The sequence below is a fragment of the Paenibacillus sp. TSM33 genome, assembly GCF_056099025.1.
On the sequence record NZ_JBLZXB010000003.1, the window covers coordinates 143493 to 162043 of the forward strand.

Genomic DNA, 18551 nt, shown 5'->3' on the forward strand with positions numbered 1-18551 from the left:
ACCAATTGGAAGCGCTTTATTTTTAAGGAGGGGATGATCAATCTTTAATCCGAGGATGAAGAAGTTAATTTAAACATAATCCTGACTGCCTTATTCCATATTGTTTATGATTTCAGGAATGTTCAAAACGAGAGGAGATTGATTTATGAAGCAATTATTTGTTCGTAAAGTAACGGCTGCTTCTCTGGCGGGTGCGCTGTTATTGCCTGCTTCTTTGGTGGGCGCTGAGTCAACAATCAATTCAGATACAGCTGGGATTCAAAGTCTGGAGCAAACCACCCTTCAAGCTCAAGGTCTGGATAACATTTTAAGCCGAAGTAAAAAGGCCGTTTCCTTCAAGGAGACTTCCGTACATGATCCATCCATCCTGAAAGTGAAAGACACATTCTACATTTTTGGCTCACATCTGGCGGCTGCCAAGTCCAAAGACCTCATGAATTGGGATACGATTGCAACAGGAGTGGCGAATGGTAATGCATTGATTCCCAACGTCAAAGAGGAATTAAAGGAAGCACTCGATTGGGCACAGACAGACACGCTGTGGGCAGCAGATGTCATTCAACTGGCGGATGGCAAGTTCTATATGTACTATAACGCTTGTAAAGGCGACTCCCCACGTTCAGCTATGGGCCTAGCGGTTGCTGATAAAATTGAAGGACCTTATAAAAATAAAGGAATTTTCCTGAAGTCCGGTATGTGGGATCAACCGAGTGAAGATGGAACGATCTATGACGCAACCAAGCATCCCAATGCCGTAGACCCTGACACTTTCTATGATAAGAGCGGCAAGCTGTGGATGGTATATGGCTCCTACTCCGGAGGCATTTTCATTTTGCAGATGGATGAAAAAACAGGGAAGCCTTTACCAGGCCAAGGCTATGGGAAAAAACTGACGGGTGGTAACCATGCTCGTATGGAGGGGCCGTACATACAATACAGTCCACAAACGGACTACTATTACTTGTTCCTGTCCTATGGCGGATTGTCAGCGGATGGCGGATACAATTTGCGTGTGGCTCGGTCCAAAACACCGGATGGTCCTTTCTACGATGCTGAGGGCAACGATATGATCAAGGTTAAAGCGAATCCTGACAAACCTCTTTTTGATGACGCTTCCATTGAGCCGTACGGTGTCAAGTTAATAGGTAATTACTTGATTCCAAGAGAAATTGGTGATCCGGGAACAGGGCTGGGTACAGGCTATGTGTCGCCCGGACACAACTCGGCTTATTATGATCCCAAGACGAAAAAGCATTTTGTCATTTTTCACTCTCGTTTTCCGGGGAGAGGCGAGCAGTTTGAAGTGCGGGTACATGAAATGTTCATGAACGCTGACGGTTGGCCTGTAGTTGCTCCTTATCGTTATTCAGGAGATGAGGATTCACTGAAAAAGCTGTCAGAGAAGGATGTCATCGGTCAATACTCGTATGTAAATCACGGGAAGGAAATTTCGGCCAATATTAAGCAAGCTGTTACCGTCAATCTGGATCACGGTGGCAAACTGTCTGGCGGAGTGAACGGTACATGGAAGCTGGGGGCAGACAATCAGCTGGAAATTACAGCAGATGGTGCGAAGTATAGAGGGGTATTCCTGCGGCACCGTGATCCAGACACGGGAGCCAAGACTCTTGCTTTTACCGCATTGTCCTCGAAGGGTGTTGCAGTATGGGGTTCGCTAAAGCCTGACCTGAAGGCTAACAAGATTGTAGCTGCGGTGCAGAAGGATCTGAGTTTGGGCGACACGAGCAATGTTTTTTATGATCTCACGCTACCTACTCAAGCTGCACAAGATACCACGATTTCGTGGGAATCTTCCCGCCCTGAGATTATTTCTGTCACTGGTGAAGTGTACCGTCCAGAAGCTGGTTCTCAGCCTGCAGCAGTTACTTTGACGGCGACTATTAAAAAGGACAAAGCTACAGCAAAGAAAAGCTTTACTGCCATTGTTCCCGAGCAGGCTCAAGGCCCTCAGCTCGCACGGTACTCGTGGAGTGAGGATCAAGGAACTTCGGTTGTCGACAGCACATATAATCAACTCGACGGTAAGGCCTATGGGGGCGCCACATGGGATAAAGACGGGAAGCTTGGTGGTGCTCTTGCCCTGAACGGCAAGGATGGTTACGTGCAGCTGCCCAATACGGTAACGGATGCGAAGGACTTTACCTTTTCTGCTTGGGTGAACTGGAAGGGCGGAGCAGCTTGGCAACGGATTTTTGACTTCGGCAACGGCCAGGCTCGTCATATGTTCCTCACCCCTTCCCAAGGAAGCGGTGTACTCCAGTTTACCATCCATGAAGGTACGGATCAGAGCTTGCTTTCCAAATCATCATTACCTCTAAACCAGTGGACCCATGTGGCGGTTACACTGGAGGGGAATACAGGGAAGCTGTATGTTAATGGTGAAGAAGTAGCTGTAAATGACGGTATCACCTTTAACCCCAATGAGCTGCTGACAAACGAGGCATATCTCGGTAAAAGCCGCTTTGTCGCCGATGCCTACTTTAACGGCAGCCTGGATGAGGTACAGTTGTATAACAAAGCGCTGACAGCAGAGGAAATTAAAGCACTGGCGGATTTGTAATTAAAAATGAAAAAGTAAAGCAGGAGATGAACTTTTTTAAGAAGTTCATCTCCTGCGCAACGTTGTGTATATTTATTTCTTGATTACTGGTATAATAGGAACCAATTACGGATATAATGTTTTAAGTAGGGGTTAATGACTCGCTCTTGTATAATGAAGACAGTTTGAAGCAGCAATAGTTGACATAAGCACTCTGCATAAATTAAATTCACCAGTGCTTGCGTTTTCAATACACTTATGGTAATATGAGTATATTGAAATTGTGACCTGAGATTCACATATTGTAGAGGGTTATTGTTTTAGGTTGAAATAACCTTGTGCAATATGTGAATTTTTATTTGTAAAAAATAAAGGTCATATAAATATATTTTGGAGGTAATTCCATGCAAACAGGTACAGTTAAATGGTTTAACGCAGAAAAAGGTTTCGGTTTCATCGAAGTTGAAGGTGGAAGCGATGTATTCGTACACTTCTCCGCAATCCAAGGCGAAGGTTTCAAATCTTTGGACGAAGGCCAACGCGTAGAATTCAACGTAGTTGAAGGAAACCGTGGACCACAAGCTGAGAACGTTGTAAAACTGTAATTTTAAATTACAGCCTACTTCAGATGCCCCGAACATAGCGTTTGGGGCATTTGTTTTTATCTGTTCACAAGACCGTTTTTGAACTGATTACATCTTATCGCTTTATAAATCATGAAGAAAGAGGGATGTTTATGTACAATTCACGGAAAAAGCCAATGGATGAAATTCCTGAGGAAATTACTACTGTTTGGAATTGCGCCAGTGATACATGCAACGGCTGGATGCGGGATAACTTCGCTTTTTCTGTCGAGCCGACATGCCCCATTTGCGGTTCTGCCATGGTGAAGGGCGAGAAAAAGCTGGCTGTTTTAAACAATACGAGCTTTAATCATACCAAACAATCCTAAGCGGATACATGTTTGTAATGAAAGATGCCCCATAGCCATAACGGCGCTGAGGCGTCTTTTTTGTTTTTCTGAGAACAGGTTTTCAATTAGGGTGTATAGAGGATGGGGATAGTATGCTCAGTAAGGTGGAATTAAATTCAGGTAGTGCCTCATAGAATACACCGTGGCCGCTTCGTTCGAAAGGAATAAGCCTGGAACCGGCAATTCCTTTTTGGGTTTGAATTGCTAGGGGGAAAGGGCAGACCCGATCCAGCTTGCCGTGTAGAATCCACGTAGGCACGTGTATACATGACAAGTCGTGTCGTAAATCAGAGTCACGCAGTGAATACAAAGTACAAGCCATGCTATGAACCGAGGCCGCAAAGCCCTGATCACGTAACCAGTCACGTAAACTCTGGCTGACGGGTTTGGCAAATAACATTTCGCCAAATGATGTTACCAGTTGCGGACGATCTGTATAGGCTTGCTTGATGAGTTTATCTACCTCTGCGACAGGAGTACCGTAAGGAAAGTCGCTGGTTGGGGTGAACCGAGGCGTGGCAGCTCCGATCAAAATCAGCTGATCAACACCCCATCCCCGGTGCCTGCTCATGTAGCGTGTAACAACAGCTCCCCCCATGGAAAAACCGATCAGCCGTACATGGGTTAATTGAAGGGACTGTATAACAGCCAGGAGATCGTCTGCCAGTCGATCATAATTGTAGCCATGCCATGGTCGATCAGACTTCCCGAACCCCCTAAGATCAACTTGAATACAGCGGTATCCGTAAGCAGGCAACAGGGCAACCTGGTATTCGTACATTCGATGGTCCAGCGGCCAGCCGTGCACCATCAAAACAGGGATGCCTTCTCCTATATCTTCTACATACAGCTTAACGCCACGTTCCACTTCAATATAATATCCCATAATGCTCCCCCCCTTTAAAAATCACGAAATTTCGTTCTCTCTCACATATATGTAGCCAGGGCTTAGCTCATTCGAAAAAGGGGTGAGTTCGTCGCTACGTAAGTATGCAATTAGTAAAATATGTATGTCATCCTGCATGGGGATAGGATATACTTATGGGATGAAACAGCATTGGGAGAGTGGAACAATGACACCATCAAAAACATTAAAATGGATTACAGGGGGATTGGAGCTTTTTTTTGCTATTCCTGTTTTGGGCGGGCTGCTCGTCATAAATTCTGCGTATACTGTATTGTTCTTTATGTTGATTTTTCACATTGTTACGTTGGTGCTATCGGTGACTAATAAAGAGACTTATTATGGATCTATTTTAGGGATTGTGACCTCGGTTGTTGGGTGGATTCCATTTGTAGGCTGGTTAATGCACTTGCTCTCAGGCATATTTTTGATGATTACCGCAGCCCAACAGCCGCGAGACCATTATCGTAATCGCAATCCCTACGATGATTATCGCTACTAGGGCCAATATCGCCTCGAAATGATGAAAGATCCTGTTGAACAGGATCTTTTTTAGTTATGGAATCTTCCCATGATTATGGTGTTGTAGTATTGACCATCTGAGAGAATCTTGTCGTTTTTTAATAACCCTTCGATTTCAAATCCATGTTTTTTATAAAGTTCAATGGCTTTATGATTGGTTTCTAGAACTTGTAGGCTCATTTTCTGGATGCCGTTAGAGTCTGCCCAGGAAATAGACTCTTTCAAAAGATTCGTCCCGATTCCATACCCCCAGAAATCCTTTCGTACACACACACCGAATTCAACTTTATGAGCGAATCGACGCAGAACATGACCTTCACATCTTGAAAATCCAACGACTTTATCATGAACGACCGCAACTAAAAATAGATTTTTGGCGTGCTCTGTATCGGCTTTAATAAGCTGTTCAAAACCGGATGTACTTATGAATGCTTCTCCCTTTTCTCTGTCTAAATTTTCAGTCTCTCCATCCATCCGTAAGCGGATTTCAGACAAATTCATCGCATCTTGAATCCTAGCCGATCTGATAGTATAGCTTACCCCTTGTACATTAAATTCCTGTTTATTTATTTTCATACATACTCCTTTTGCTGAATCAGGATAAAAAATGTGATCTCTGGCCTATGTTAGTTTACCACATATTGTATGAAGTGCATGAAAAATAAGCCTGTCCTCTTCTGTTGTATCGTAGCAGAGGACAGGCTTATTCATTCTCGATCCGTACAGGGAAGCCGGATGGAGATTTATTATGATGGAGTGGCAGTGTCAGATTAACAAATTTTTCTTATGAATGTGACTTATCGAGCTACAGCTTTTGGAAAACAGAAGCTGTAGCTATTTTTGCTTATCAGAGGCTTTAGCTGCATTTGGTTTAGCAGGAACCTTAGCCGCATCTGTTTTAGCTGGAGCTTTACCTGCTTCTCCTTTAGCACCGTCTACTGGTGGCTTAGAAGGCTTAACGCTATTCACCATATCGGTAATCATTTGCTTCAGATTGGAAACACGCTGATTATATTCGCTTGCGGTAATCTTGCCATTTTGTTTTTCCGTAGCGAGTTTCGACTTCATATCCGAAACCATCACATCAATCACGGAGTTTACGCTCACGCCTTGTGTTTTGGCGATCGTAGCAAGGGATTTACCGGCCTTCAACTGTGTATCCAATTGACTGGAGGACAATTTCAATAGTTTCAGGAGAGCCTTGTTCTCAGCATAGTTTCCTCCTGCGATTTGTGGACCGTTAGCATCGCCAGGGTTTCCCTTAGGTGCCTGTGCTTTGTTTGCAGTGGGAGTCTTCTCAGGTGTAGTTGAAGCGGCATGGGCTGCGCTCGTGGAGTACAGCGCTCCGCCTCCTAAAAATGTCAACGCCAACGTTCCGGCCAAAATTGCCTTCTTGGTGCTCTTCATCTTCATTTTCCACCTTTCCATTATGGTTTGTTGGGTACGTGATACATCATAAGGGATTAACTTGAATGCTATCTGAGCGCAAGCTGAGCATTTACTGAATGAAATTCGGATGGCAGGACTAGCATTTTAACGAATTGCTATTGTATTATGTGTATTAAGTGATATAATACACTGCAGGCACGATAGATACAGCCGAATTAGGGGGAAGCACCCATGGAAGAACAACGGGTTGGCTCGTTCCGATTTTTAATAGACTTTAGCCAGCCATTATATGAACAAATATTAAATCAAGTACGAAGCTCCATTGCTAAAGGGGAGATCGAAATGGGAAGCAAAATGCCATCTGTGCGTGATCTGGCGCAGGAATTGCGTATGAATCCGAATACTGTGATGCGGGCGTATCAGGAGCTGGAACGGGACGGATTGACCGAGAAGCGACGCGGCTTGGGTACGTATGTAACTTCGTCCAGTGAGCGGATTGCTAGCTTTCGGGAACAATTGGCTATGACGTATATCGATCAGTTTCTCGGACAGATGAGCAGCCTGGGATTATCCTGGGAAGATGTACAGCAATATATAAGAAGCCGACAGGACGGAGATCACGAGGAAGGAGGCGAAAAGGCATGACGGAGTCTGTGGTAACCGCCAAGCAGCTGATGAAGCAATATGGCAGTAAAAAGGCATTGGATCAACTGGATGTCGTCATTCCGGCAGGACGTATTGTAGGCGTACTTGGGCCCAATGGCTGCGGGAAGTCCAGCTTCTTTCGAGCCATCACGGGGTTGATTCAGCCGGACGGGGGCGAGCTTCAGGTGCTGGGCCAACAGCCTGGCTGGGAAACCAACCAGAATATATCCTATCTTCCTGACCGGGCACGCTGGTATCCCAATCATACAGTTCAGCAGACGCTGGAATGGGGGAAGTCCTTTTTGCCTGGCTTCAATATAAAGGATGCCTATAAACTCGCTGACCATATGGATGTGGAATTGGAGCTAAGGATGACCGGGTTGAGTCGCGGACAAGAGGCACGTGTGCTGCTGATTCTGTGTCTGGCACGAGAAGTACCGCTTATGATCCTGGATGAACCTTTTGTAGGCATTGATGTGCTCTCTAGAGAAGCGATCGTAGCTGGGATTATTGATTATTTGGAGGATCGACAACAATCTATACTCATTAGCACACATGATATTCAGGAAGTGGAAGGCTTATTTGATTACACGGTCATGATGGACCGAGGGCGAGTGATATGGTCTGGTGAATCGGATGATCTACGTGCAGAGCATGGCTCGCTGAACCAGGTGTTCCGCAATTTGTACAAAAGGGAGTGGAAGGCGTGAATTCATCAGGGCTGTTCAAAGATTTAATACGCCATGAATTTCGAAATAAAGGAAGCTGGAGGAAGCAAGGCCGCAATCGATTGCCCAGATCGTGGAGACTTATATATTTTTCACTATTTCTAATTGCGGCGTTCGCGATCTCCTTATACTTCGCTCTTCACAACCAACTCGAATTGACAAGGCTGTGGTATGTCACCCTGGGCTTGCCATACATGATCGTTTTCATGGGTGTGGGAATGCTGAGAAGAGAATGGGAAAATGACACCTACGGATGGTGGCTGACCCTTCCCTATCCGCGTATGTGGCTAATTAGCGCCAAATGGATTGCTGCTATTTTACAAACCATTTTCGTGATCTTGCTCTTGTTTGTGGTAGGTTCTCTATATGCGCTGCTTATCTCATCGATCATACAGGCTTATACGTTTGCGGATGCAGCGTCTTTTATGATAGCCGGCTTGAACTGGTTTGTAATGATTATCGCCTTTACACCGTTGGTTATTGCGCTGGGTCTGCTGACGGCCAGTACCAAATACAGCACCTTGCGGCCGCTTAGCCCAATCCTGTGGATTCTTTTGATGGGTGGAGGAAGCGTCTTTTATTGGTCAGGCGATCAGCGGATTTATGAGCAGTTTCATCATGTTCACAACGGACAGTGGTTCCCTTTTACCTGGCATTTTCCGGTTGCGGTGTTGATTAGTTGGGTTGCTGCATATGCACTGATCCGCTTGAACGCTTATTTGCTGGAGAAAAAACTGTCGATTTAACTTAGAATAAATGACTATATATTAGAAAGGAATTTCACCATGATGACAATCTTTATCTATGCATTGATGGCTGTTCTGGTGGGTCTGATGATTTGGTTGAGAACCAAACGACGAAGGGGCCCGGTAAAGGGAAAAGGATTTCGGATTTTGCTCCCTATGTTTATCGCTTTCCCAGCTATGATGATATCGGTATATCAATTGATGCATATCCCTGGTCAAACGTACGCGCTTCCCGCCTTTTGGGAGCTGCTGGTTGCTGGGTTATTAGGGGCTCTGTTTGGCTACGTTATTTTGCTGCATACGGCGTATGAAAAACGGGATGACGGTCTTATCTATCCTAAACCGAACCAATATTTTAAGTATATTATCATCGCTATTATTTTGATTCGCATTGTTCTGACCCAATACCTCAGCAGTCTGGGTACGACCCAAATTAGCATGCTGGCCATTACGATGGCGCTGGTATATATCTCAATCTGGCGAATTGGGAGCTTTATCAAGTTCCGGAGAACACTATCTGTATAACAATATGAATGAGGTTAACAGCGGCTTTCTATTCAAAAAGCGTCCATTCGCTTGGTGATAGGAGCCGCTTTTTGGAGCTAACTTTATTAGTGCATGTTATTCATAATAAAATTATGGAGAGTATCATACATTGTTATTGCTTTCCATATCCTTTATTCTAAGGTTTGTGGTTTGCGTGGCAATGGCCATAAGTATAAAAATTTAAAGGAGGGCTATTAAGGTTTCAAATAATTTAAATGAGGTTTAAAGTTAGATAGATAGGAGGGAAGTTCATACTTTCGTGGTTAATTGAAACTATATTAGTTACATAAAAGGGCATTGTGTTTCATACTATATTTTACAGGTTGAGAGGGGCTTACATTCATGAAAAAACATACAGTTACTGCTGCACTTGCTGGCTTGCTCGTTCTGTCTTCTGCTGTACCGGCTTTAGCAGCCGACGTAAAACCTGCTACGGGTATCCAGGTTTGGGTAGATGGCAAGAAGGAGGCTTACAAAATTGCGTCTATCGTGAGAAATAAGCAGGTTTTGATTCCCTTGAGACAGTTGGCCACCAGTTTAGGAATTCCGCTGGACGCCAAGCATATTACATTCAATACGGCGCGTCAAAGCACGACGATCCGTTATGATCAAGCGACAGTTGTACTGGTATCAGGCAGCCCGGAAGCGCAAATCAACGGGATTAAGGTACCACTGTCTACCTCGACCATCTTGACCAAGCAAGGGGTAACCTATGTACCGGTTGATGTTGTCAAAGAAGCGTGGGGCAAGCAAGTGATTTGGGACCCGGCCAGCCAGACCTTGCAAATCGGGGTGAGCAATAGAGATAAGGTTGTAGAGATTTTGAAGAGCTTTGAAACGGGCGATACGAAAGCAGCTGAGACTTGGATCAGCAAAGATCAGTACATTCATCATAATCCGAGCTTTGCTAGCGGGAGAGATGCCTTTTTGCAAGGGATTAGCCAATCAAAGGGAGCCAATGTGCTTGTTGAAGTCCAGCGGGTTATTCAGGATGGCAATGATGTAGCGGTACATTATAAAAAGTCCATTGCAGGAAAAACAAGCATTGCTTTTGATATTTTCCGCTTTGATAGTAATGGTAAAATTGTTGAGCATTGGGACAACATGCAGGACTCGGCTCCAACCAATCCAAGCGGACATACCATGATTGACGGAACAACACAAATCACGGATCTTAACCAAACTGAGACGAACAAAGCGTTGATCCGCAAGTTTGTGGATGATGTGCTGGTTGGCAAAAATCGTGCAGCATTGGAAAGTTATTATAATGGGGATCAGTATATTCAGCATAATCCTCTTTTTGGTGACGGTGTATCCAATCTGAAGCAAGCATTATCCGCAGCGGGTCAGGGAGCTTCTATTGGATATGATCAGGTGCATATGGTTCTTGGAGAAGGCAACTTCGTGCTGGTTGTAAGTGAATTGAAGTCTCCTAAGGGAATCTCAGCCGCTGTCTATGATCTGTTCCGTGTGGAAAACGGCAAAATAGCCGAGCATTGGGATGTAGTTCAGGAGGTTCCAGCTAAAACAGAGTGGAAAAATACGAACGGTAAATTTTAAGAAATGCACTCGTCGTGTAATCTGATTGGCACTGTCCAGACCGTCCTGATCCTGTTAAAATGATGCAAACATAGATCAGGGGGTTGGACGGTGGAAGGCTTGAAGGAACGTGTAGGTTGCCTGCATGCGCATCACTCGAACATTGCCTATGTGGAACGAGCTTTTGCTTCTTATGAGGTGGAGCTGGTACATTTTGTGGAACCAGGACTTATGCGCCGGGTATCGTCGGATCCGCATTTCTCTGCGAATGATGCCAGCCGCAAGGTAGAAGAGCAACTGAATTGGATGTCCCAAAGCGATCTAGACGTTATTTTAATAACGTGCACGAATTATATTGCTTTGGCGGAGAAGGCTCAAGGGGCAATGTCTAAACCAATAGTCGCACTGGATGAACCTTTCTTGCATGAGATGTGCGATGATTTGCTGCCACGAACCTTGGTATTCACGAATCCGGCTACCGTAGAGGGCACGATGAAGCGTCTTTATCATACGGCCACTCTGCTAGGCAAGCCAGACCTCTCTTTTTTGATTGAGGTCAAGGTGGTGGAGGACGCTTTTGGACTGATTATGCAGGGACGTAAAGATGAGTATGAGAAATTGCTGGTTCGTTCATTGCATGAACTGAGGAAGGCTGATCCAAGTAGAGGGCTGGCTGTAGCACAGTTATCCATGGTTGATGCTGCGTTGCAGGTGGAGCTGGAGACAGGGCGGACGATTGCCAATCCCTTACGGTCGTTGGCAAATTTAATTGCGGTTTTATTAGGTTAAATAAGTATAGCTAAAAGAACTTCCTACCCATTTTGGGACAGTGGAAGTTCTTTTTTTTGGAGGCTGGCGGGTAGGACACCTCTGTGCGGTTCATTAGAGCTCCTGCTGATCTTGGGTGATGAGCACCGTGCCTGCCGATTCTCTTTGAACAAGCGTAACGTACAAACGTTCATGCTCCACGTCTTCCCCGGCAATGATTTTGAGAACCTGTTCAGCGGCTACAGCACCCCATTTGCGCTTGGAGTAATCTATCGTTGTTAGTCGGGGCTGAATATATTGCGCCAGCTCGATATTATCAAAGCCGACGATATGGATATCCTCGCCAATGGTAAGCTCTGACTGAGCCATTCGATTGTAAAAGCCTACGGCCATTTCATCATTGAGACAAAATACGGCTACAGGTTCCGAATCCGGGCGAGCCTGTTGCTGCAAAATGATCTCAGCCGCCTGCTCGCCGCCCGATTTCTCAAAATCGCCACCAATTTCAATCATCTCGGCGACGCCGCTACGCTCAATGGTCTGCTTGACCGCTTGCATCCGCTGCCAGGAATCATAAGAACCTTCTGGTCCGGTCACAACATATAGCTTGCGGTGTCCCAATTCCAATAGATGCTCTATCGCGAGCGCGGCACCTGCTTTGTTATCCAGCAGCACCTGGTTAATGTTAGGATGATTCAGTTCACGGTCCAATACGACAATTTTATGCCCGCGCTCGGCGTAGTTCAGCAGCTCCTGACTATCAAACGTCTGATCTAGTACGATGGCTCCGTCAATCATGCGTTCTGGCAGCATTCGATGAGATTGCTTGCCGCTGCAGACAATGAGGTCATAGCCCTTCCGGTTCAAAATTTCCTTGATGCCGTACAGCAAATCTCCATAAACATCTCCGCGAAAATCAGTCAGGAATACGCCAATAATTTTGGTCTGCCTTTTCTTGAGATTCCGTGCGGCGGCATTTGGCACATAGTTAAGTTCTTTGGCAATGGCCAAAATACGTGCACAAGTCTCTTCTGTTACCTTATCGCTACCGTTCAAAGCATATGAAACGGTAGATATGGAAACGCCCGCCTGTTTGGCGATATCTTTAATGCTGACCACAACGTCACCTCCTTGTGTTCGTCTTATATGTGCTATTGTATATGGATTATTAACCACATATCTATTCAAAATGTCGTAGTTCTACATGCAAGCAGCAAAGGGCGATCCCGCAAGATCGCCATCCTTTGTTGCCTATACCTGGTTTTGCTTATGCATCATTCGATTTTACAAAATAATCTCCAGGCGGTGTACACCATCATGTCCTGCTAACGCCTGCTCGAAAGTCTCACGTTTGATGCGCAGGGCACCGGAACGGTAGCGATTATCATCGGCTGGCTCGCTTTCCAGAGGGGCTCCGTTCAATACTGCACGGCCTTGCTCACCGCTCGTATGCTCTTGCAGCATGCGGTAGACGAAGGTGATTGGCTTTCCTGCAAAGGAAAATTTAAATTCCAATCCGTCGAGATCGTCCGGCAGCACAGGGTCCAGAATCAGATCCTCGCCTGACTGACGAATACCAAGGACATTCGATATGAGCTGATTCATGTAGATTCCCGGACCGCTGGAATAGATTCTCCAGCCACCCTTGACGGGTACGGCTCCTTCCCGCAGTTCACCAAACCGTTCCTGTGCTTCATAGCGGTTGTTAAATTTACCATCCGAGCTGCTGAAATACGCGTTGCTTTGGCGCCATTCGGCATTCGGTACGGTTGCACGGATGCCGACCGGATTGATGAGCTTCAGGCTGTGCCAAGCGTCATCCTTGCGTCCTAACTTGGCCATGGCTTCCACAAAGCGGATATGAGCATGCACATATTGCAGCCCGACCTCACGGCCAAAGTTGGCCGCTTGCTCTGCGCGCTTGAAGTGCGAACTCACACCGCCGTCATATTGTGCAGGACGGTTCATCAGACGCACACCATCCGGGCAGAGGAACTGCTCGCGGATGAGCTGCTCATGAGCCAATGCTTGCTCAGGCGTGAGCAACTGGCTAATCATGCTGCGTGTCATCGGCAGCAAGCGGTAGTGGATTCCCGTCTCGGTGTCGGACGGATGGAGCATGAGCTTGGGTTGACCGGGCTCTTCCATATATACGAAGCCTGGAATAGTTCCGCTCTCCAGCATGTAGCGATTGAAGTCTTTACGGATGCCGTTCGCCATCTGATGTAGATCTTGTGCGATCTTATCCGCTTCGCTTACTACATCTGCAGGAGCTTGCTCCAACGCAGCAGCAAAGTTACGAACCACTTGGTAGGTGAGTGCAACCGTCCAGCTGCTCGCCATGTATTGCTTCAACTGCGCATTGGCTGGCTGAAGTGTGTCGTCCCAGTCGCCATCGCCATAAGCCGATAAGTACGTGTCATGCAGGAAATTTTCTCGAATATATTCGATTTCCTTCAGGGCATGTTCCATGAGGGTCGCGGTCTGCTTGGTATAATCGAAAGTATGCCGATGGGTGTAAGGCACATTTTCTCCCAGAATACTGTAATCACGCGTAGCGGTCAAATAATCGCCCAGTACTTTGAGAGGCCAAACGATAATATCCCCATGGCTTTCTTCTTGCTGCACGTGAGTATAGTTGTCAAACATAAACCATTGCGGCCAGTTTCCACTGTCTTCATACTGATGGCTGAATACAGTTAGCAAAATGGAACGAACCTCATCGAACTTTTGTACCGCTGAAAAATATTCAACAGGTCCCTGACATACATCGCGTGTTCCCCAAGCTGCTCCGCCGTATTGCTCCAGACCGTGAGGTACAGAGTAGTGGACGAGCATATTGTGGGTGTACCACCAGGCCACTGCGTTTACACGGAATAGCTCGCTGGTTTCCTGTTGGCCAAGCGTCAGATGGAAGCCATTCATAAGCTCGGCAAAATACTCCCGGTAGCGCTCGCGCTCATCTTCAAAGGAGGCGTGAAGCTCCTTGTGTGATCGGTCCTTCCCGGTCGAGCGGCCATGCAGCCAGCCCTGTACATTGCAGGTCCATTCGCTGCTGTCGCCCAGTTCCAAAACGACCAGTGATGCATCAGGAGAGGCTCCACCCTGTAGCAGTGCTTGAGCGTCGCTCACATGCTGTAATGGTGCGCCCTCTACGTGCATTCGGTAAAGCAGGTCGGGATAGGCTTCGGCGCTCAGGGAAGCGGAATCAGCTCTAAAGAGCAGGTTGTCTCCTTCGCGTTCCATATGAAACGGAAGCTCATATTCGTTCACATTCATACACATTTGCTGAGTGATCAGGAATGGGTAGGCTTTACCACTTGCCGAGCGCATGTGAAGCCGCACTTCCGGGCTATCGGCATTCGTATGGTTTGTAATAATGAATGTATCGTCAGCTGTCTTGTAATACCAGCGCACATAATTAAAGCCAATCTCAAACAGGGAAGGCATGGTGAGCAAGCGATATTTCCCTTGAATTCCGACGTAGATACGTTGACCGGATGTCTTAGGAATGTTGAGCGCATTACGCACGTTGGTGATCATTTTGTTGAAATTCGTATTGCCGATCACGAGCTGGGAATTGAATACCCCGTACATATAGGAAGTGGTTGTAATGGTTTCTTCCTTATCCCCAGAGTAATGCCCACCCATTAAAATGTGTCCGTGAGGACGCTCTACACGAAGCTCTTTGGATTTGAGTACGACATGCTCATAGCTATCCGTGAAAAAGGAAAGTAGTGTATCGCCATCCCGTTCTTCTTCCTGGCGTTTCGGGAAAAGCTGATTCACTTCGGCATCGGTCAAGTCCAGTGTGCGCAGCGGTTCACCGATGGTTTGAGCTGGGGCCACACGCCCTGCCTGAAGATCACTTGCCGCGTGTGCTGGTATGCTGGTCTCAGAAGCGTCCGCTAGCACGGCAGCTACTTCATCGCGTGCTTTGGTTACCAGGTCCTGATACTCCAGCTTCGTCACTGCAGCCGGATGGCTCGGCTGGAACAGACCGTAAAACGTAAAGCGAGCTTCCCCAGCAAGTTTTACCCGCTCAGATTGCAGCGCCGTATAAGCGAATTCGTATTGATACACTTCATTGGCGAGCGAGTCGCGGCGCAGTGCTTCCGGCTCATTCGTTTCCTTGTAAGAAAGTCCAAAGAACTGAAATCCGTCTGTCGAGTAACCAACAGTGCGGGTTAACGAGCCTTGTTGAATGTATGGGAATGCCTGACTTTGAGGCTGGTTTTGACGTGAGCAAACGGTATAGCCTCTTTGTTCATCATGATAGACAGTATGGTCAATATATTGAGACAAATAAGCTTCATTACTGCGCACAGCAGCGGTATCGGCAATGCCGATATCCTGACCGTACACAATATCTGCTTCAACATCATCGCCCTGTAGGGTTACATCCCAGAACCATACTCCCAGGCGGCTGAGTGTGAAGGTCACCTGATAGCCTACACCGGCAGTGAAACCTTCCCATATAATCTGCTGATCCGTTTGCCGGATTACGCCGGGCGAACGAACTCCCAGCAGAGGAGTGATGCTTACGCCGGAAGGACGATACAGTCTCAGGTACAGATTGTTCAGGGAACCATCGACTGAATTGGTCAACAGTTGGTTGATCATCGTTGAGCCGTGAGCGATCTTGTACACATCACCGCTGCTTAAGAAGGTAAAAGACAGGTCTCCGGCCCGCAGCAAAATATTTTGGTCTAGACTTGTATTCATCAAAGGGAACGCCTCACTTTCCTGTTTCTTTTACTAACCGAAAACGACCTTCAGTAGTATCCCGGCTGTTAGGTCCTGTAAAGACGGCGAATTCACCGCTGTCACTGTCAAAGCTCAAATCTGCATGATGATAGCGCAGCTGAGGCTCGGTCACTGTAAATTCCACTTCCCGGCTTTCGCCTGGGGCAAGCAGGATTTTGCAGAAATCTTTCAGTTCTTTCATTGGGCGAACCGTATCACCGCTGATATCACGGACATAGAACTGAACGGTCTCCTCGACTGGACGTGTTCCTGTGTTCGTTACCTGCACTCTAACGGTCAGTTCTTGACCGGGAATAAGGGTATCACCGGACAGTTGTAAGCTGTCATAGGCTACATCGGTGTAGCTCAGACCATAGCCGAACGGGAATAAAGGTTCGTTCGGTACGTCTAGATATTGAGACACGTAGCGTTCTGTTGTGTTCGGATCTAACTGCGGACGTCCTGTATTAAAATGGTTGTAATACACTGGCACCTGTCCGACCGATTGCGGGAAGGACATCGTCAGACGACCCGTAGGTTCAGCATCACCGTATAACAAATCGGCAATTGCCGCGCCGCCTTCGCCACCAGGGAACCAGGCTTCCAGTACAGCGTCTGCTTCTTCAATGACGCCGTGCAGATCCAATGGACGACCATTAAACAGTACGGCTACCATTGGCTTGTTCAGTGTCTTCAGGCGCTTCACCAATTCCAATTGAGCCTGTGGCAGGCGGATATTCGAACGGCTGCCTGCTTCACCACTCATATCTGAGCGCTCGCCAAGCGCTAGCACGATGACCTCTGCTTGACTGGCAGCATGCAGAGCTTCTGCATATTGCTCCTCTGTTATGTCGTCTACAGAGCATCCTGCCGCTACCGTGAGCAGCGAGGAGGATATTTTCGATTGGAATCCATCAACAACACGAATGGCTTCCTCTTGTGAACCGCTCCATGACCAAGAGCCCAGAATATCGCCGCTCTCTGCAAAAGGCCCGATCAATGCAATATGTTGATTGCGATTCAATGGAAGCACAGAATCATTTTTGAGCAGCACGCACGATTTAATGGCTAGTTCTTTAGCAACCGCACGGTGGGCTTCACAGAATACCACTTCACGTTCACGCTTAGGGTCGGCGCCGCGTAGCGGATTCTCGAACAAGCCCAGCTTTTGTTTGAGCTTCAATATACGCATTACTGCTTCATCAACGAGCGCTTCATCTAGCTGTCCACTACGAATCAGCTCAGGCAGGTGCCCATTGTAGCAGGAGGTCATCATTTCAATATCTACGCCTGCCAGCAATGCTTTTTTTGCGGCCTCCCGTTCATCCTCGGCGATGCCATGAGGAATCAGCTCTTTGATCGCGGCCCAGTCCGAAATGAGTACACCGTCAAAGCCCCATTCATCACGAAGCAGATCACGCATCAGACGCTTATTGCCCGTTGCGGCTACGCCATCTACGGTGTTGAAGGACGTCATCACCATTTCACATCCTTCATCTAAAGCAGCTTTGTAGGAGGGGAGATAATACTCTCGCAACTGCCATGCGGATACATCTACGGTATTGTAATCTCGTCCGCCTTCACCGGCTCCATAAGCAGCAAAGTGCTTCACACATGCGGCTACCCGCTCGGTATCATTCGTCAGATCTTTACCCTGAAATCCGCGCACAAACGCACGGGCAAATTGACTGTTGAGATAAGGGTCTTCCCCAGTAGATTCCATCACACGACCCCAGCGCGGATCACGTACCAGATCGACCATAGGAGCGAAGGTGACGTGAACACCGGATACGGCCGCTTCCCGGGCAGCAATGGTAGCGCTCTCCTCTGCAAGTTGCATATCCCATGAGCAACCCATAGCCAGCGGTATAGGGAAAATCGTTTTGAAGCCGTGTACAATATCTGCCATAATTAAAAGCGGAATACCCAGACGGTTTTTACTCAAATGAGCCTGCTGAACACGAACCGCTTCCTGAGCTCCTGCAAGGCCGAGCACGGAACCAACGTTGTGAACCGTTTGCTCTGTGATGCCGAGAGAAGCCATAGGTCCAGTAATTTGGCCCTCTGTACCGGCTTCTTCAAAAAAGCCACCCACAAGCTGAAGCAGTTGGTCGACTTTTTCTTCAAGTGTCATGTTTTGTAGATAGGAATTCAGGTGTTGTTCCATCATAATCCTCCGTAAGCTGTTTGGTTGGCAAACAGCTCTCTTTTTCAGATTCATGAGATTTTGGATAAAATTGATTCAAAAAAGTGCTGAACAGGCTAATAGCTAGTATAGAAGCATAATCTTCTGTTGTATTATTAATCGAAACGTTTCTATTGTTGGACTCAGTTGGATTATATACGCTTCCAAATGGAGAGTCAAATGCAAAACGGGGGTTTTTTATAGGACAAATAGCGTAATAAAGATTGAAATAAATGAAAAAGAGATGAGATTCTAAGAAAATAAAAAATAAAATCCCTATTGAATACGGTTTCAATTTGT

At 46.8% G+C, this 18551-nt stretch carries 16 protein-coding genes; 10 read left to right on the forward strand and 6 right to left on the reverse strand.

All coding sequences use genetic code 11. The features are described 5' to 3' along the window. Positions 1-145: 145 nt before the first annotated feature. From ACN6NF_RS01335 to ACN6NF_RS01345, 3 genes are all read left to right on the forward strand, one after another. Positions 146-2581 carry a LamG-like jellyroll fold domain-containing protein gene (locus ACN6NF_RS01335; protein ID WP_474314454.1) on the forward strand — a complete coding sequence of 812 codons (2436 nt, stop codon included), beginning with the start codon at positions 146-148 and terminating at the stop codon, positions 2579-2581. A gap of 383 nt (positions 2582-2964) precedes the next feature. Next, a complete protein-coding gene (locus ACN6NF_RS01340; protein ID WP_007428290.1) occupies positions 2965-3165 on the forward strand; it encodes a cold-shock protein in 201 nt (66 codons plus the stop codon). A gap of 131 nt (positions 3166-3296) precedes the next feature. Further along, positions 3297-3512 (forward strand): cold-shock protein, encoded by a 216-nt coding sequence (locus ACN6NF_RS01345; protein ID WP_013308357.1) that lies wholly within the window; start codon positions 3297-3299, stop codon positions 3510-3512. Between the two features lie 82 nt (positions 3513-3594). Here ACN6NF_RS01345 and ACN6NF_RS01350 read toward each other — a convergent pair whose 3' ends face one another. After that, positions 3595-4419, reverse strand: coding sequence for an alpha/beta fold hydrolase (locus ACN6NF_RS01350; RefSeq protein ID WP_474314455.1), 825 nt, complete (start codon positions 4417-4419; stop codon positions 3595-3597). A gap of 187 nt (positions 4420-4606) precedes the next feature. On the opposite strand from ACN6NF_RS01350, the gene ACN6NF_RS01355 reads away from it, so the two are divergent. Next, positions 4607-4939 (forward strand): hypothetical protein, encoded by a 333-nt coding sequence (locus ACN6NF_RS01355; RefSeq protein WP_016820215.1) that lies wholly within the window; start codon positions 4607-4609, stop codon positions 4937-4939. 50 nt (positions 4940-4989) lie between these two features. On the opposite strand, the gene ACN6NF_RS01360 is transcribed toward ACN6NF_RS01355, so the two are convergent. Together ACN6NF_RS01360 and ACN6NF_RS01365 are read right to left on the reverse strand one after the other, a co-directional pair. Next, positions 4990-5535, reverse strand: coding sequence for an N-acetyltransferase family protein (locus tag ACN6NF_RS01360; protein WP_474314457.1), 546 nt, complete (start codon positions 5533-5535; stop codon positions 4990-4992). Between the two features lie 258 nt (positions 5536-5793). Next, the gene (locus tag ACN6NF_RS01365) at positions 5794-6366 is read right to left on the reverse strand and encodes a hypothetical protein (protein ID WP_474314459.1); all 573 of its coding nucleotides are present in this window, start codon (positions 6364-6366) and stop codon (positions 5794-5796) included. A gap of 213 nt (positions 6367-6579) precedes the next feature. On the opposite strand from ACN6NF_RS01365, the gene ACN6NF_RS01370 reads away from it, so the two are divergent. The 6 genes from ACN6NF_RS01370 to ACN6NF_RS01395 all read left to right on the forward strand — a co-directional run bounded on the left by ACN6NF_RS01370 (position 6580) and on the right by ACN6NF_RS01395 (position 11341). Then, the gene (locus ACN6NF_RS01370) at positions 6580-6993 is read left to right on the forward strand and encodes a GntR family transcriptional regulator (RefSeq protein WP_474314461.1); all 414 of its coding nucleotides are present in this window, start codon (positions 6580-6582) and stop codon (positions 6991-6993) included. Further along, complete coding sequence (locus ACN6NF_RS01375; RefSeq protein WP_474314463.1) at positions 6990-7703, forward strand: ABC transporter ATP-binding protein; 714 nt, start codon at positions 6990-6992, stop codon at positions 7701-7703. The genes ACN6NF_RS01370 and ACN6NF_RS01375 overlap by 4 nt, the downstream gene beginning before the upstream one ends. Further along, positions 7700-8467, forward strand: a complete 768-nt coding sequence (locus tag ACN6NF_RS01380) for an ABC-2 transporter permease (RefSeq protein WP_474314465.1) — start codon at positions 7700-7702, stop codon at positions 8465-8467. The genes ACN6NF_RS01375 and ACN6NF_RS01380 overlap by 4 nt, the downstream gene beginning before the upstream one ends. A gap of 39 nt (positions 8468-8506) precedes the next feature. Next, on the forward strand, positions 8507-8992 hold the full coding sequence (locus ACN6NF_RS01385; RefSeq protein WP_474314467.1) for a CcdC protein domain-containing protein: 486 nt from the start codon (positions 8507-8509) through the stop codon (positions 8990-8992). Positions 8993-9355: 363 nt separating this feature from the next. After that, positions 9356-10573 carry a stalk domain-containing protein gene (locus ACN6NF_RS01390; protein WP_474314469.1) on the forward strand — a complete coding sequence of 406 codons (1218 nt, stop codon included), beginning with the start codon at positions 9356-9358 and terminating at the stop codon, positions 10571-10573. 90 nt (positions 10574-10663) lie between these two features. Then, complete coding sequence (locus tag ACN6NF_RS01395; protein ID WP_474314471.1) at positions 10664-11341, forward strand: hypothetical protein; 678 nt, start codon at positions 10664-10666, stop codon at positions 11339-11341. A 93-nt stretch (positions 11342-11434) separates the two neighbouring features. On the opposite strand, the gene ACN6NF_RS01400 is transcribed toward ACN6NF_RS01395, so the two are convergent. The 3 genes from ACN6NF_RS01400 to ACN6NF_RS01410 form a co-directional block, all read right to left on the reverse strand. Then, positions 11435-12439, reverse strand: a complete 1005-nt coding sequence (locus tag ACN6NF_RS01400; protein ID WP_474314472.1) for a LacI family DNA-binding transcriptional regulator — start codon at positions 12437-12439, stop codon at positions 11435-11437. 165 nt (positions 12440-12604) lie between these two features. Then, positions 12605-16045 (reverse strand): GH36-type glycosyl hydrolase domain-containing protein, encoded by a 3441-nt coding sequence (locus ACN6NF_RS01405; protein WP_474314474.1) that lies wholly within the window; start codon positions 16043-16045, stop codon positions 12605-12607. A 13-nt stretch (positions 16046-16058) separates the two neighbouring features. Beyond that, the gene (locus tag ACN6NF_RS01410; protein ID WP_474314476.1) at positions 16059-18233 is read right to left on the reverse strand and encodes a glycoside hydrolase family 3 N-terminal domain-containing protein; all 2175 of its coding nucleotides are present in this window, start codon (positions 18231-18233) and stop codon (positions 16059-16061) included. Positions 18234-18551: the final 318 nt, after the last annotated feature.